Source organism: Sphingobacterium sp. UBA6317 (assembly GCF_002440385.1).
In the GTDB taxonomy this organism is placed as follows: domain Bacteria; phylum Bacteroidota; class Bacteroidia; order Sphingobacteriales; family Sphingobacteriaceae; genus Sphingobacterium; species Sphingobacterium multivorum.
In genome coordinates, this window is record NZ_DJTD01000041.1 from 225,192 (window position 1) to 241,109 (window position 15,918).

Annotated in this window: 13 protein-coding genes and 1 other RNA gene; 7 read left to right on the plus strand and 7 right to left on the minus strand. The window is 40.9% G+C overall.

Translation table 11 applies throughout. The annotated features are described in order from the left end of the window. The first annotated feature begins 67 nt into the window (after positions 1 to 67). On the plus strand, positions 68 to 739 hold the full coding sequence (locus B3E92_RS13720; RefSeq protein ID WP_070569236.1) for an HAD family hydrolase: 672 nt from the start codon (positions 68 to 70) through the stop codon (positions 737 to 739). Between the two features lie 159 nt (positions 740 to 898). Here B3E92_RS13720 and B3E92_RS13725 read toward each other — a convergent pair whose 3' ends face one another. Then, the gene (locus B3E92_RS13725) at positions 899 to 2,290 is read right to left on the minus strand and encodes a sigma-54-dependent transcriptional regulator (protein ID WP_070569233.1); all 1,392 of its coding nucleotides are present in this window, start codon (positions 2,288 to 2,290) and stop codon (positions 899 to 901) included. Positions 2,291 to 2,356: 66 nt separating this feature from the next. Then, positions 2,357 to 2,736, minus strand: an RNA gene (rnpB, locus tag B3E92_RS13730) — RNase P RNA component class A. Positions 2,737 to 2,887: 151 nt separating this feature from the next. Here rnpB and B3E92_RS13735 point away from each other — a divergent pair. Further along, on the plus strand, positions 2,888 to 3,940 hold the full coding sequence (locus B3E92_RS13735) for a helix-turn-helix transcriptional regulator (protein WP_070569230.1): 1,053 nt from the start codon (positions 2,888 to 2,890) through the stop codon (positions 3,938 to 3,940). Between the two features lie 12 nt (positions 3,941 to 3,952). Here the strand turns inward: B3E92_RS13735 and B3E92_RS13740 are convergent, their stop codons facing one another. The 3 genes from B3E92_RS13740 to argS are packed head-to-tail and all read right to left on the minus strand — an operon-like array spanning position 3,953 to position 8,024. Beyond that, entirely contained in the window at positions 3,953 to 5,143 is a 1,191-nt protein-coding gene (locus tag B3E92_RS13740; RefSeq protein ID WP_286897230.1) for an NAD(P)/FAD-dependent oxidoreductase, read from the minus strand. Between the two features lie 15 nt (positions 5,144 to 5,158). After that, the gene (locus B3E92_RS13745; protein WP_115049488.1) at positions 5,159 to 6,235 is read right to left on the minus strand and encodes an oxidoreductase; all 1,077 of its coding nucleotides are present in this window, start codon (positions 6,233 to 6,235) and stop codon (positions 5,159 to 5,161) included. 4 nt (positions 6,236 to 6,239) lie between these two features. Beyond that, a complete protein-coding gene (gene argS / locus B3E92_RS13750) occupies positions 6,240 to 8,024 on the minus strand; it encodes an arginine--tRNA ligase (protein ID WP_070569227.1) in 1,785 nt (594 codons plus the stop codon). A gap of 108 nt (positions 8,025 to 8,132) precedes the next feature. Between argS and B3E92_RS13755 the strand changes: the two genes are divergently transcribed. Beyond that, on the plus strand, positions 8,133 to 9,524 hold the full coding sequence (locus B3E92_RS13755; RefSeq protein ID WP_046675638.1) for an arginine decarboxylase: 1,392 nt from the start codon (positions 8,133 to 8,135) through the stop codon (positions 9,522 to 9,524). Between the two features lie 549 nt (positions 9,525 to 10,073). On the opposite strand, the gene B3E92_RS13760 is transcribed toward B3E92_RS13755, so the two are convergent. Then, entirely contained in the window at positions 10,074 to 10,580 is a 507-nt protein-coding gene (locus tag B3E92_RS13760; RefSeq protein WP_286710301.1) for a thioredoxin family protein, read from the minus strand. A 95-nt stretch (positions 10,581 to 10,675) separates the two neighbouring features. On the opposite strand from B3E92_RS13760, the gene B3E92_RS13765 reads away from it, so the two are divergent. From B3E92_RS13765 to B3E92_RS13780, 4 genes are all read left to right on the plus strand, one after another. Beyond that, positions 10,676 to 10,810, plus strand: a complete 135-nt coding sequence (locus tag B3E92_RS13765; RefSeq protein WP_262511802.1) for a hypothetical protein — start codon at positions 10,676 to 10,678, stop codon at positions 10,808 to 10,810. Positions 10,811 to 11,031: 221 nt separating this feature from the next. Continuing rightward, entirely contained in the window at positions 11,032 to 12,609 is a 1,578-nt protein-coding gene (locus tag B3E92_RS13770; protein ID WP_286897228.1) for a glycerol-3-phosphate dehydrogenase/oxidase, read from the plus strand. A 34-nt stretch (positions 12,610 to 12,643) separates the two neighbouring features. Then, positions 12,644 to 14,143 carry a glycerol kinase GlpK gene (gene glpK, locus B3E92_RS13775; protein ID WP_070569218.1) on the plus strand — a complete coding sequence of 500 codons (1,500 nt, stop codon included), beginning with the start codon at positions 12,644 to 12,646 and terminating at the stop codon, positions 14,141 to 14,143. Between the two features lie 9 nt (positions 14,144 to 14,152). Beyond that, the gene (locus B3E92_RS13780; RefSeq protein WP_115047842.1) at positions 14,153 to 14,893 is read left to right on the plus strand and encodes an MIP/aquaporin family protein; all 741 of its coding nucleotides are present in this window, start codon (positions 14,153 to 14,155) and stop codon (positions 14,891 to 14,893) included. Between the two features lie 61 nt (positions 14,894 to 14,954). Here B3E92_RS13780 and B3E92_RS13785 read toward each other — a convergent pair whose 3' ends face one another. After that, positions 14,955 to 15,914 carry a GNAT family N-acetyltransferase gene (locus B3E92_RS13785; protein ID WP_046671934.1) on the minus strand — a complete coding sequence of 320 codons (960 nt, stop codon included), beginning with the start codon at positions 15,912 to 15,914 and terminating at the stop codon, positions 14,955 to 14,957. Between the last annotated feature and the right edge of the window lie 4 nt (positions 15,915 to 15,918).

Here is a 15,918-nt window from a genome sequence, read left to right on the forward strand (position 1 = left end):
GAAAATATTTACCAGAATATGAAGGAGTAAAATCGATCAAATAAGGCAATTATTGTATATTAGCTCAATGACAGAATACGCAGCGATATTTGACATGGACGGTGTTATCAGCCACACCAACCCTTTCCATGCGGAAGCTTTTAGAGCTTTTTTTAAAAACCACAATGTACAACAGGCGACAGAAGAGGAATTTGAGCAGCATATGTATGGTAAGCATAATAGTTACATTATGCAACATTTCTTTCAACGTCCGATATCCCCTGAGGAACTGCGAACCCTTGAATTTGAAAAAGAACAGCTTTTTAGAGTCATTTATAAAGAGCACGTTGCCCCTATTAAGGGCCTGATTGAATTTCTGACAGAATTAAAGAATAACGGTTTTAAGCTTGCTGTGGCGACATCAGCTCCACGAGAGAATATGGATTTAATTCTGGACGAATTGAATATACGCCAGCTCTTCTCGTCCACACTGAGCAGCGAAGATGTGAAACTACATAAGCCACATCCTGAGGTTTACCTAAAATCTGCAGAAAACCTGCAAATTCCTGTTGACCGCTGTATTGTTTTTGAAGATTCTTTTTCTGGTATTACCGCAGCGAAAAATGCCGAAATGAAAGTTGTTGCCGTACTTTCAACCCATAAAAAAGAAGAATTGCCTGCAAGTGATGATTATATAAATAATTATACAGAAATATCTGTTGCCAATGTAAAGGCCATTTTAAAAACACAAGAATTATAACTTGGTTGAGTGTGTGCCGACACTTAGCCCGAGGACTTCAGCTGTCTCCTCTCTACCGATAAAAAAAGAGATTCCTTAAGGAATCTCTTTTTTAATCGGTTTGCCCAAGCGAGCTGCAATTTTCGTTCACCGCTGCTAGACTAAATTTTCACGAAGTGATTAATCTCTTTTTAGACCAAACTTCTCTATTTTACTATACAGATGGCTACGTTGAATATCTAAATCGTCGGCCGTCTTGGAGACGTTCCAATTATTTTTTTCCAATTTATATTTTATAAATTCTTTCTCCGCATGATCTTTATAATCTTGAAACGAATCAAAGGAGTCCATATCTAAACCATAATTCGTTGCGCCTTTTTCATGCGCTATACCGTTTACCGGTTCACGAGAAGGATTAGCAAATGCGACAACATCTTTATCTGTAATAGATCGATCACTCAAAATAATTAAACGTTCAATCATATTGCGCAATTCCCGAATATTACCTGTCCAGGGAAGATGGCTCAATTCCCGCATGGCCGCAGTCGTAATTTCCTTCACAGGTATCCCATATTCCATACAGATTTCTTCACAAAAATTTGTTGAAAGCAGGGGAATATCATCCACACGGTCGATCAAAGCAGGTACATGAATCAAGATTACCGACAGGCGGTGATACAAGTCCATTCTAAAATTGCCATCCTCAATTTCCTTCAAGAGATCTTTATTGGTCGCGGCTACTACCCTGACATTGACGTCAATTTCTTTATCGCCACCCACTCTGGTGATTTTATGTTCCTGTAACGCCCTTAACACTTTAGCTTGAGCGGATAGACTCATGTCTCCGATCTCATCCAAGAACAATGTTCCGCCACTCGCTTGTTCAAATTTTCCGATACGCTGTTTAATAGCTGAAGTGAAGGATCCTTTTTCATGGCCAAATAATTCTGATTCGATTAATTCGGAAGGTATCGCAGCACAGTTCACTTCAATAAGCGGTCCCTGCGCACGATTCGATTTCTCATGCAGCCAACGTGCCACAAGCTCCTTTCCCGAACCATTTGCTCCAGTTATCAATACACGCGCTTCTGTCGGTGCTACGCGATCAATTGTCTCTTTAATACGTTTGATTGCCCCAGACTCACCCAATATATCTTTAGTTTTCGAACTGCTAACTTTTCGTTTCAGTACTTTGGTTTCGGTGACTAGGGAACTTTTATCCAGTGCATTCCGAACGGTGATCAATAATCTGTTCAGGTCCAGCGGTTTTTCTAAAAAGTCAAATGCTCCTTTTTTCGCCGCTTCAACAGCTGTTTCAATCGTACCATGTCCTGAGATCATAATAAAAGGGATATCCGGGCTGCTTTGGTGTGCTTCCGCCAAAACTTCCATCCCATCCATCGTATTCATCTTGATATCGCAGAGAACAAGATCTATTTTTTCCTTTTTTAAAATATCTAATCCATCCCGGCCATTGTCGACATCTAAAATCGTATAATCTTCATATTCCAAGATATCACGCAACGAACTTCTGATGGCGCGCTCATCATCAATGATTAAAATTGTACTCATAAATCGAGAGTTATGCTATTTTTTCAATTACGGGAATCAATATAAGTTTTTTTTGGCAATTAGCAAAAAGAAGCAAACCTTGTAAGCCGGGTTCTGTAGACCACCGAAGTGGAATTTCTATCATTTATCTAGATTTGCCATCGCTGACAAACTCAATCAACCTACCCATTACGAATTCCAATACATTGAAAGAAGACGAGCAGCCTTCGAATTTCGCAACCTATTTGGTCTTTCAACACACGAGGTTTACCGTAATATATGTCACCATACAAGACCGTAAGCTCTTACCTTACGTTTTCACCCTTACTCCGAAAAGCGGTATATTTTCTGTGGCACTTTCTGTCTGCTATTTTCATAACAGCCTTCCCGTTAGGAAGCGTGTTGCTCTATGTTGCCCGGACTTTCCTCTCCTCTTAAAAAAGAGCAGCGATAGAACCAGTTTGCTTCTGCGCAAAAGTAGCTATTTTACTCGGATAAACCCGAATTTCTTTTCAATTTCGAAAAGACCATTCATTTAGCACCACAGGCACAAAAATCTACGCAATTACCTTGCGTAGATAAAGAGAATTTTTGTATTTTCAATCTAACAAAAAAAACATGGCACTCAATAAACTAGCCCTCATACGTTATAAAACGATTGACCATTGCCTTCGCTTGCGACATCGTAAATGGACCTTGGAAGATCTCATGGAAAAGGTTTCCGATGCACTTTATGAATTTGAAGGAATCAAAAATGGGATAAGTAAACGTACCATACAAGGTGATATTCAACTCATGCGTAGCAATAAACTTGGCTACAATGCGCCTATTGTGGTGTTGCACCGAAAATTCTACACCTATGAAGATCCCAACTATAGCATTAGCAATTCACCGATTTCCGTCGGTGACATGCAAAAAATGAAGGAAGCAGTAGAGGTACTTAAGCATGTGAGCGGTTTCTCCAGTTTTGATGAAATGAGCGATATTGTTGCACGGCTTGAAGATAGCATCCATACCAAAAAGGACAATTCACCTTCCATTATACAAATGGAAAGTAACAACCTGCTAAAAGGCCTTTCTTTTATCAGCCCGCTGCATCAAGCCATTCGTGAAAAAACACCACTCCTGATCAGCTACCAATCGTTCAAAGCAACACAACAGCAGGATCTGGTCTTCTCCCCTTATCTCTTAAAAGAATATCGGAATCGATGGTTTCTAATTGGTCAGCATAAAAAGAATGAAGGATTAATGACGCTGGCGCTTGATCGAATCAATACCATCGAGGAAATGGGCAAAAATTCATACAAGGAATATACAGGGGTCGATTTCGAACGTTACTTTTCGGATACCATAGGCGTAACGAAGACACAAAAAGACCGCGGCCAGCGGGTGATATTGCAAGTCAATGCAAAAAATGCACCTTATGTAGCAACAAAACCCTTACATCCTTCACAGCAGATTTTAGACAAAAAGGAGGATGGCTCAATCTTAATTCGCATCGATGTTGTACTTAACTTTGAACTGGAAAGAGAAATTTTAGGTTTTGGCGAATCCATTAAAGTACTCTCGCCAAGAAATTTACAAACGAGAATAAAACAGCGCTTGACAGCTGCCACAGAACTCTATGCTGAGAAATCTGTCGATAAGATATCAAATTCACAACATGAATAATAGCTCACACACCTAAATATCTTGGGCGATGGCGTAACCACTAGCCCAAGCCCATTGGAAATTATAGCCGCCAAGCCATCCTGTAATATCAACAGTCTCCCCGCCGAAATAAAGGCCTTCAACTTTTTTAGACATTAAGCTTTTGGAGTGAAGCTCTTCCGTTGAAACTCCTCCACGCATGACCTCAGCTTTATCATACCCCTTATCTCCCGCAGGTTTTACCTTGAAACGATGGATCGTATCGACAATCAACTTCGCATCAGCTTTACTCAGTGAGGCGATTTTGGTATCCAAGGCCAAAAATTTCCCAAGGGCGTCGACCAATTTCCTGCTGAAATAATCGTTTAGCAATTGTGAAACAAGTCGCTTTCCGCCGTATTGTCGCTCCTGTTTAATCAGATTATCCAAATTAAAATTAGGCAAGAGATCAATCGTAATCTCCTGTCCAGGCCGCCAATAACTTGATATTTGAAGAATTGCAGGTCCGCTTAATCCCCAGTGTGTAAAGAGAATATTCTCTTCAAAAGACATTCCGGCAACAGACACTTTCGAGAACACCGAATTTCCAGCCAGAGAACTATACCAATCCGCATCTTTTCCAGTTATCGTCAAAGGGACTAATGCAGGCGCTGTACCGACTACATTCAAACCAAATTGTTTAGCTAAGCGTACTCCAAAGTCTGAGGCCCCAAGCTTTTGCACCGGAAGCCCACCGGAAGAAACAACCACTTTATGGGCATGGTATCGGGACTCACCTTTTGCATTTTCTACTTTTACCACAAAGCCATTATCGTTTTTTTCTACAGATTTGACCAAGGTATTCAAGGCTATATCCTGCCCTGTCTCGTATAAAATTTTAGAAAATACAGCAACGATATCTTTTGCTTTATTGGTCTCTGGAAACAACTGTCCCAGTGTTTTTTCATGTCCCACGATACCATATTGTTCAAAAAATGTAATGGTATCGTCCACGGTCCATTGTTTGAATATACTGTGCAAAAAATCTGGATTTTCAGAAATGAAATTAGCGGGACTGCTACCAATATTTGTATAATTACAGCGCCCACCTCCGGAAATCAGGATCTTCGCACCGACCTTATCGTTTCTTTCAAGGACCAAGGTCTTCTTCCCAATTAGCCCTGCTTGGGCTGCACACATCAATCCGCAGGCTCCCCCCCCAATAATGATGGCATCGTATAGTATACTCACAGCAACACTCTAATAAGCAATCAATGTATTTTCAACAGAAACAACTCTTCGTTCCAATTGACTCTGATACCCCAATTCAATAATTTTAATGACATCCCGCGCCTGTTCCGCCGATGCGATCAAGGTAGTTTTTCCCAATATGCTATCCGCAACGTTCTGATAAAAATCAGGATAAGAACCTATTTCAGAAGGAATCATTTCTTCAATATCATTCCCCTGTTCAACAATATTGAGCTTACCGTATAGACTTGGATCTTCTTGTCCCCAGGTTGGATCTTCATCGGGAAATTTACCATCGCGCAGTAAAGCTTCCTGTGGATCGACACCATATTTTACAAAATTTCCGTTCATGCCAAAGACACGATATCGAGGTGTAGGTTCTTTTGTAAGCATAGACCCTTTCAGCGATACCCGTAAGTCATCATAGTACAATAAGCAGTCGAAATTGTCAATGGTTTTCGCATGATCCCGTTGAATAGCTAAATCTGCAAAAACAGCATCTGGTCTTCCAAACAATTGTAAAGTTTGATCGATAAGATGCGAGCCCAAGTCGTAGAATATCCCCGAACCCGGTAAATGCTCTTCACGCCATGCATTTGGTCTCAAGTAATTGCGGAAACGATCAAACCTAGCTTCCAAATTTACAATTCTTCCCAATCGTCCACTTTGAATCACTTTCTTTAACGTTCGATAATCGGAGTTGAATCTTAAATTGTGATAAGGCGCCAAAATCAGATTTTTCTCCTTAGCCAGCGCGATAAGCTCATCGGCCTGCTCTACATTGTTCGTAAATGGTTTCTCGACAATAACGTGTTTCCCTGCTTCCAAAGCACGTTTTGCAAAAGGATAATGCATGTCATTGGAAGTCGCAACCACGACTAAATCAATAGTTGCATCATTAAAAATATCATCTGCCGACAAAGCAATTGCTGCCTGTGGATAGCGTTCCTTTAGCAAACTTTGCTGATCTGCTTTCCGGGCGGTCACTTTAACAAGATCCAGTTCAGCTATCGAACGCATCACGGGAGCGTGAAAAACCTGACCTGAAATTCCAAAACCAATAAGTCCTACGCGAATTTTTTTCATAGCATTACATTCTTTCAGGTACATGAATACCCAATAAGTTCATCCCTTTGGCGATAACCTTTGCCGCAGAAGCCGAAAGATGCAATCTAAAGTTCTTTACATCAGGATCTTCCGCTTTCAATATCGTTTCTTCATGATAGAATTTATTGTAGAACTTGGCTACTTCATAGATATAGTTTGCCAATTGCGCCGGGCTGAACTCTTGCGCAGAAGCCTCAATAGCCTCCGGAAACGCACCTAATTGCTGAATTAGATCTCGCTCGTAAGAGGAAATCGTCGCCGGTACAGACACAGCACTGTCAAAATCGAATTCAGCTTTACTTAAAACAGATTTGATACGCGCATGCGTGTATTGAATAAACGGCCCTGTATGACCTTGAAAATCGACAGACTCATTTGGATCAAACAAAAGACGTTTTTTAGGATCCACTTTCAATAGAAAATATTTCAATGCTCCCATTCCGATCGTATCGTAAAGAGCAGCTTTTGATTCCTCGTCCAATCCGCCAGTCTTGCCAAGCTCCTCAGTACGTACCTGTGCAGTTTTAAGCATTTCAGCCATTAAATCATCCGCATCAACAACTGTTCCCTCCCGCGATTTCATTTTACCTGAAGGAAGGTCGACCATCCCATACGATAAATGGAACAATCCGTCAGCCCAGGCTTTACCTAGTTTTTTTAAGATTAAAAACAATACCTTGAAATGGTAATCCTGTTCGTTACCGACAACATAAATAGAATCATTCATTTTGAATTCATCATATTTCAATTGTGCTGTCCCCAAATCTTGTGTAATATAGACCGAAGTACCGTCGCCACGAAGCACAAGCTTCTGATCCAATCCTTCGTCTGTTAGATCAATCCATACGGAGTTATCCTCTTTTTTAAAGAAAACCCCTTTATCTAAACCTTCCTGGATAATATCTTTACCCAACAAGTATGTATTGGATTCATAATAGTATTTATCAAAATCGACGCCTAATTGTTTGTAGGTCTTTTCAAACCCCGCGTACACCCAACTGTTCATGGTTTTCCAAAGGGAGATCACCTCTTCATTACCGGCTTCCCATTGTTGCAACATCGCTTGTGCCTCCTTCATCAAAGGTGCATTTTTCTTTGCTTCCTCTTCGGTTTGCCCCTCAGCTTTCAATGCCTCGATTTCCTTTTTATATTCTTTGTCAAAGACAACGTAATATTTTCCAACAAGGTGGTCGCCTTTAAGTCCAGTAGACTCGGGTGTTTCACCGTTACCAAATTTCTGCCAGGCCAACATGGACTTACAGATATGGATACCACGATCGTTCACCAAATTTGCTTTGATCACATCATAACCATACGCTTTTAGGATTTCCGCAACAGCATATCCTAATAAGTTATTACGGATATGTCCCAAGTGCAGTGGTTTATTGGTATTTGGAGAAGAGTATTCCACCATCAATTTTTTCCCGTTCGCAGGAAATACAGCAAAGTCCTTCGCCGTTATGGTCTGATTCAACAACGTGATCCAGTAAGCATCGGAAAGAACAATATTCAAAAAGCCTTTTATCACATTGAAATCTGATATTTCAGCGATATGCTGTTGCAAATAAGCACCAATTTCCTTTCCGGTTTGTTCCGGAGAAGATTTCGAAAAGCGCGTTACGGGAAAAGTTACGATTGTAATTTGTCCCTCAAACTCCTTTCGGGTAGCTTGTAAAGCAATTTGAGTTTCTAAAATATCTGCATTGTAAAGCTCTTTTACTGCCTGTACAGTGACTTCAACAAGTCGCTTTTGAATAGAATTTGCCATTTAATGATTTTGTAATTTTTACAACTTCCTGATAGTGAATTGGAAATAAATAACATTCCTTATTTAGGTATTCACCATTAAAGTATATCTTTGCAAAAATAATAAAAAATGCAGAGCTATCAGGAATTTCTTGACTTAAGTGTTGGTTTTCCGCAAGACGGATTCGAAATCATCGACGACGAATTGTATTTCCACGATTTGAATTTAATGGAAATGATAGAAACGTACGGTACGCCGTTACGTTTTACCTATTTGCCTATCGTCAGCAAAAAAATTCAGCAAGCGAAAATCCTCTTTCAGACCGCAATTCTGAAACACAACTATCGCGGATCTTACAAATATTGTTATTGTACCAAGTCATCCCATTTCAAGCACATCGTAGAGGAAGCTTTGAAAAATGATATCCACCTGGAAACTTCATCTGCATTTGATATGCCGATGATCGATTCATTGGAAAGACAGGGCACAGTAACAAAAGACATTACAGTGATCTGTAATGGGTTCAAAACCTACCAGTACAAACAATATATTGTTGATATGATCCACGATGGATATAAAAACATTATACCGGTGCTGGATAACAAAGAGGAGTTTAACCTTTATGATGATGAAATCGAATTGGATGAGCCTTGTGCTTTAGGTATCCGCGTTGCTTCCGAAGAGCAACCAGATTCTCAATTCTATACATCTCGCCTAGGGATTCGCCAGGAAGACGTCGTTGAATTCTATAACAACAAGATCGCCGACAATCCAAACTTTAAAGTAAAGTTGCTCCATTTTTTCATTAATTCAGGTATCTCGGACACCCCGTATTACTGGAACGAATTAGAGAAATACGTTACTTTATATTGTAAATTCAAGAAAGTAAACCCGGATTTAGATACCCTAGATATCGGTGGTGGCATGCCATTTAAGGATTCATTGGTACACGACTTTGATTACGAATATATGGTCAATGAGATCGTCAACCGTATCAAACAAATCTGTGCTCACCATGAAGTGATGGAACCAGACATTATTACTGAATTTGGCAAATACACTGTTGCTGAAGCATCAGGTATCCTCTATAAAGTTTTAGGGCGCAAGCAACAAAACGACCGCGAACGTTGGTTTATGATTGATGGTTCATTCATTACAAATTTGCCGGATGTATGGGCATTGAATCAAAAATACATTCTATTGCCGATCAATAACTGGGATTCAGAATATGAACGCGTCAATTTGGGTGGCATCACATGCGATGGACAGGATTATTACAATCAGGAGGCGCATATGAACTCGGTATTTATGCCGAAGACCCGTAAGGTTCAATACCTGGGCTTCTTTCATACAGGCGCCTATCAAGATGTTTTAAGCGGATATGGAGGCATCCACCACTGCTTACTTCCTTCACCCAAACATGTGCTTGTACGCCGCAATAGAGATGAAACATTCAACTACGAGGTGTTCGGTGAGGAGCAAAACTCCAAACAAGTAATGAAATTGTTAGGCTACCAATAAGATATTATATTCTACCAAGAGTAAGCACGCTCGTCATTGGGGGATCAAAACAATATCCTCGTAAAAAAGAGCTATTTTAAGCCAAAATAAAAAGGTCTCGTTTCTAGGAACGAGACCTTTTTATTTTCAGCCTATCCGCCATTATTTACAATCGGGCGTAAATTAAAGGCAAAATCACAGACAATGACAACCATATCCAGTAGAAAAAAATAGATTGTAAAATCTATATAGTAAGCTGTTCGGTAGATGTAAACCTATTTCAGTATAAGACAGCTGGCTTTTATTCATATTGTGTTCGTACCTGCTTCGGACCACGTTCGGAGCTGCCCAATTCCGTTACGACTGTTGACCTAGTAGTGTACAGACCTTTCCTGTTTGGAGACTGGACATTATCTGTACAGCATCTGTACAAGATCTATTGATGATCCGAAGCAGATACGAAGCAGGTACGAAGGAAAGCTACTGATCTTTCAGAATGTATCGTCGTTTAGGAAAGGATTGCTGGGTATTTTCCTTTAGCGCGACTAGAAATCCCAAAGTCGATAATTGCTATTTTGCAACCCAAGTTTTAAAGAAATTAAGCACTTTTTCTTCATCATAGCCCTTTCCTTTTTCCAGACTACCACTCTCCTGTACATGCAATGTTTTTCCATTTCTATCCAAAATAATAAAAAATGGATAACCTAGTTTATTGACTTCAGGGGCATACTTTTGAAACACAGCTTCACTTTTATTTTCCTTTGAATAATTGAGGTGATAATAGAGGAAATGACTCTTTAACAACTTGTCGACACTTGCCGTTTTATGGATATATTCATTAAATCTTAAACACCAGACACACCAATTCCCACCGGCTTGAATGACGATGTTTTTCTTTTCTTTCTTTGCTTGAACCAATAGCTGATCAATATCATTCTGTGCATTGGCATCTGGATTGTAAGGCTTCGAAAGATCCTGAGCTGTAGCAAGCTGCTGTGAGAACGCTTTGGACTGTACGAGTACCGTCCCCAAAAACACAATAGCTCCACACAGTAATAATCTTATATTTCTCATCATAAATAAATTAAATACGAATCTAAAATTACAAAATCATTTCCCCAAACCAAAACATAAGCAGCACATAATCGTTAAACATGATATAGCTATTGACCATGAAAAAAAACACCCAGGACTACAACGGACCGTATTTCAGCGGATTCATAAAAACGCGATTAAGCCCTATATACATGACCTTAGGTGATCAGAATAGGGGTGTCATTCAAAATACCGCCATTGGGGAGAAGTAAAAAAGGCAACCTGTTGATATGCTATACCCTATCACCCGTAAAAACCAAAAAGACTTCCTTTTGCTAAAATAAAAACAAAACAAAACAAAAACAAACACCTGACCTTAACATAAATATTATTTAATTTCCTTTAAAATTTAACAAATATAGCATAACTTAGTGTAAAGGAAGTAGTAAAAGAAGCACAGAAGATTCACTACAAAAATCCAAAACGAAACAAAATGAAACACCAAGAATTCAACAGGTCAAAACTGATAGAAAAAATAAGGGATACGAGCGCGTGGGATGTTATCGTCATAGGCGGCGGTGCCAGCGGATTAGGTGTTGCATTAGATGCCTTAAGCCGAGGGTTCAAAACAATTTTATTGGAGCAGGTTGATTTTGCAAAAGGCACTTCAAGCAAAGCAACAAAGCTTGTTCACGGTGGTGTACGCTACTTGGCTCAAGGCGACATCTCATTGGTTAAAGAAGCGCTTCATGAAAGAGGTTTACTCCAAAAAAATGCTCCACACCTTGTTAAAAACCAATCGTTTATCATTCCAAACTACAGCTGGTTCGATGGCCCATTTTACACCATTGGAATGAAAATATATGACCTTCTGGCAGGTAAATTAAGCTTGGGAAAATCCATTCATATCAATAAAGAAGAAACGCTCAATCGCATAAGCACTGTACGACCTAAAGGGCTATATGGTGGCGTGGTATATCAAGACGGACAATTTGACGACTCCAGGCTTGCGCTCAACGTTGCGCAGACCTGTATACAAATGGGCGGAGTCGCCCTAAATTATGTAAGGGTCAATAACCTCACCAAAGACAGCGATGGACGAATAAACGGTGTCATCGCCAATGATACCGAAACTGGTGAAGTTTTCACCATACAAGGCAAAGCTGTTATCAATGCTACAGGAATATTTGTCGATGATATCTTAAAAATGGATAGACCTGAAGCGAAACAAATGGTACGCCCCAGCCAGGGTGTTCACCTTGTATTTGACAAGTCGTTTCTCCCGGGCGACGATGCCATTATGATTCCAAAAACGGATGATGGACGGGTCCTTTTTCTAGTACCTTGGCATAATCGAGTCATTGTGGGAACAACGGATACACCGATAGACGAGCATAGCCTTGAACCGGTAGCTTTGGAGCAGGAGATCGATTTTATTCTGAAAACGGCGGGACGTTACTTGACAAAACAACCAACAAGAGCGGATGCATTGGCCGTATTCGCCGGCCTCCGTCCACTGGCAGCCCCTACAGGTAACTCAAACAAAACCAAAGAGATCTCACGAAGCCACAAGGTTATTGTTAGCGACTCCAAATTACTGACTTTAACTGGCGGAAAGTGGACAACATTCCGTCGAATGGGCCAAGATACCCTAGACAAAGCGATAAAAATTGGTTGTTTACCTCAAAAAGAAAGCCGGTCTGCCACACAAAAGATCTATAGCGCCATTCCAACGTCCGACAGAAGCAATCATATGTATATTTACGGTGCCGACCAAGAAATGATCAATGCATTGGCTCAGGAAAATCCCGAATGGGACGAAAAGTTAATCCCACATCTTGAGTTCAAAAAGGCCGAAGTTGTTTGGGCAGCACGCAATGAACTTGCCAGGACTGTGGAAGATGTGCTATCCCGTCGGGTACGGATGCTATTTCTTGATGCGAAAGCTGCAATTGAAGCTGCACCTGATGTCGCAAAAATACTCGCCCAGGAACTGGAAAAAGATGAAGATTGGCAAAATGATCAAATAACGCATTTTCAAAATGTTGCAAAAAATTATATCTTAAAGTAATACAAAATAACCAGCAATACTCAATTACTCAATTATGGAACAACAATACATCTTGGCAATGGATCAAGGTACCACCAGCTCCAGAGCTATCATTTTTGATAAAGACAGAAATATAGTCTCCATTGCCCAGAAGGAATTTACGCAAATATTCCCACAACCAGGATGGGTTGAACACGATCCACATGAAATCTGGTCAACACAGGCAGGTGTCACTGCAGAAGCAACCACAAAAGCAGGGTTAAACGGCAAAAATATTGCCGCCATTGGCATTACCAATCAACGGGAAACTGTGGTCGTTTGGGAAAAAGAAACAGGAAAACCCATCTACAATGCCATTGTATGGCAAGATAAACGCACAGCAGATTATTGCGACGAGTTGCGTAGCTCTGGAAAACATGAGATGATCCAGGAAAAAACAGGCCTAATATTAGATCCTTACTTTTCTGCAACCAAAATAAAATGGATTCTGGATAACGTGGAAGGTGCCCGGGAAAAAGCACAAAACGGGGAATTAATCTGTGGAACTATTGACACTTGGCTCGTCTGGAACCTCACCCGGGGCGATGCTCACATTACGGATGTAACAAACGCTTCCCGCACCTTACTCTTTAATATTCATAGCATGGAATGGGATAAGGAGCTACTCGAATTATTTGACATCCCAGCCGCCATGCTGCCCGAAGTAAAAGAAAGCAGTGAAATATATGGGGAATCACGGACAACCATTTTTGCACACAAAGTCAAGATAGCTGGAATTGCTGGCGACCAGCAGGCGGCACTGTTCGGACAGCAATGTATTGAAAAGGGAATGGTCAAAAACACGTACGGCACTGGATGTTTTATGTTAATGAACATCGGGGATAAACCAATCCGTTCAAAGAACAACCTTTTAACGACTGTCGCCTGGAAAATCAACGGAAAAACAGAATATGCCTTAGAGGGGAGCATATTTATCGGCGGTGCACTGGTCCAATGGCTACGCGACAATCTCAACATCATCTACAAATCGGCAGACATAGAGCAATTAGCGCTGACAGAAAAAGATAATGGCGGTGTCACATTTATCCCTACATTCGCCGGACTGGGGGCTCCATACTGGAACGCTCGTGCACAAGGTACACTATTTGGCCTTACGCGTGCAACAACCAATGGTCATATTGCACGCGCCTCGCTAGAGGCAATTTCCCTGCAGACTCGTGATGTGCTGCAAGCCATGGAAGCTGATAGCGGCATACCGATCAAAGAATTGCGTGTAGACGGCGGCGCAACAGCGAATAATCTACTTATGCAGATTCAGGCCAATGTACTAAACAGCAAAGTTGTACGCCCCAAAATTACAGAAACTACAGCTTTGGGGGCAGCATACCTCGCCGGACTGGCCGTGGGATTCTGGAAAAATGAGGATGAGATTTCTAAGTTTTGGGCACAGGATCGTATATTTGAACCTGAAGCAGAGCAAGAAGAGCAAACAAAAAAGATTATTAAGCTCTGGACCAAGGGAGTCAAAGCATTACAATACTGGACCGAAAACTAACCAACAAGCATGAACCATTATTTAGCAGAATTTATCGGCACCACCCTTCTCCTTCTTTTAGGCAATGGGGTTGTGGCCAACGTTATCTTAAAAGGCACAAAAGGAGAAAATGGAGGGTGGATTGTAATCACGACCGCATGGGCACTTGCAGTCTATGTAGGTGTTGTTTTTGCCGGCCCATATACCGGAGCCCATCTCAATCCTGCGGTAACCATTGCCGTAGCCCTTAATCATGGCCTCCCTTGGATGGAAGTACCTGGCTATATTCTCGCACAAATTGCCGGTGGTTTCTGTGGCGCGATGTTGACCTACATCATGCACAAAGACCATTTCGATGCAACAGCAGACCCAACGACCAAACTTGGTGTTTTCGCTACTATACCCAACATCCGAAATACATCAACAAATCTGGCAAGTGAAATTATCGGAACCTTTGTGTTGATTTTTGTAATTTTCTTCATAACAGGTCAAGATGTCACCATTGACGGAAAAACAGCTCCCATTGGCATGGGCTCCCTTGGTGCGATACCCGTTGCATTCCTCGTGTGGGCCATCGGTCTCTCCCTAGGAGGAACTACGGGATATGCCATCAATCCTGCCCGGGATTTTGGCCCGCGCTTATTTCATGCGCTTTGGCCAATCAAAGGAAAAGGTAGCTCCGACTGGTCTTATGCCTGGATTCCAATCCTAGGACCGATCTTGGGCGCCATTTTAGCCTTTGCACTGTATACCTGTATAAAACCGGCCTAATCAAGGTCGAGCTGCACGAACAAAATAAAAGGGATTCAAAAATTGAATCCCTTTTATTTTATTATCCACGCTTGGGTTTTCTATGACCGTATTCACGATCCCGATCAAACGTATTCATATGGCGTTCCTTCTTCACGGGATACACATCATCAATTACAATCAAAATACCTTTTTCTTCTACCGTACCAAACTCATCATTACGTGCAGTGCCAAATGATTTCATCGTAGGCGATAGGTTCATATAGGTATTGATCAACGGTGGAATATTCTCTCCCAATGCTCTCACATGGCTATTTAATACCTTATATCCTTCTTTATAATCCAGCCCATCAAATACGCCGACAAAGCGATCGTAATCATTTTTGATTTCCAATTCCGGAAGAGGAAGAACCAATTTATCATGGTCAGGAAAATAATAGTCCATAAAATAAAGCAACATATCCCGTGCATCTTTATTATAATGTGGATACATGGTCACTTTACCAAAGAGGTATTTAATTTCAGGGTTAAGCATCACCAAAGCCCCTAAACCGTCCCAAAGATTGTCCAATGAAAAAATTCCTTTTCTATTGTCGATGGCTGGTTGGTACTTAGGCTGTACAAACGACCGTCCCAACTCTATGGTGTAAGGTAGATATTCATTCGTAAATAATTCGGAAAACTGAAAATAATGTGCTGTTGATAAATTGGGTATGCCGTTTACTTCACCAGCCTCGGCACATTTGATTACCCTATAACCGGCAACCACCTCTTCATCTTCGGGATTCCATGCGATCAACTGATCGTAACAATCTTCGCATGTATCATTTTCATCGATATCAATTGAAAGTCCTGTACCTCCCCCTGCGCCACGAAAAGTCAACTCCCGCAAACGCCCAATTTCACGCATGACATTTGGCGAATTATGATAGTTGATTAGGTATATCTCGTTATTTCCATTGTTGGTATATCGTAAGAAGACTTCTTTATTCAATTCGGTCTTCAATAATTCTCTATCAACTGGAGGTATAATTTCTTGCATAAAT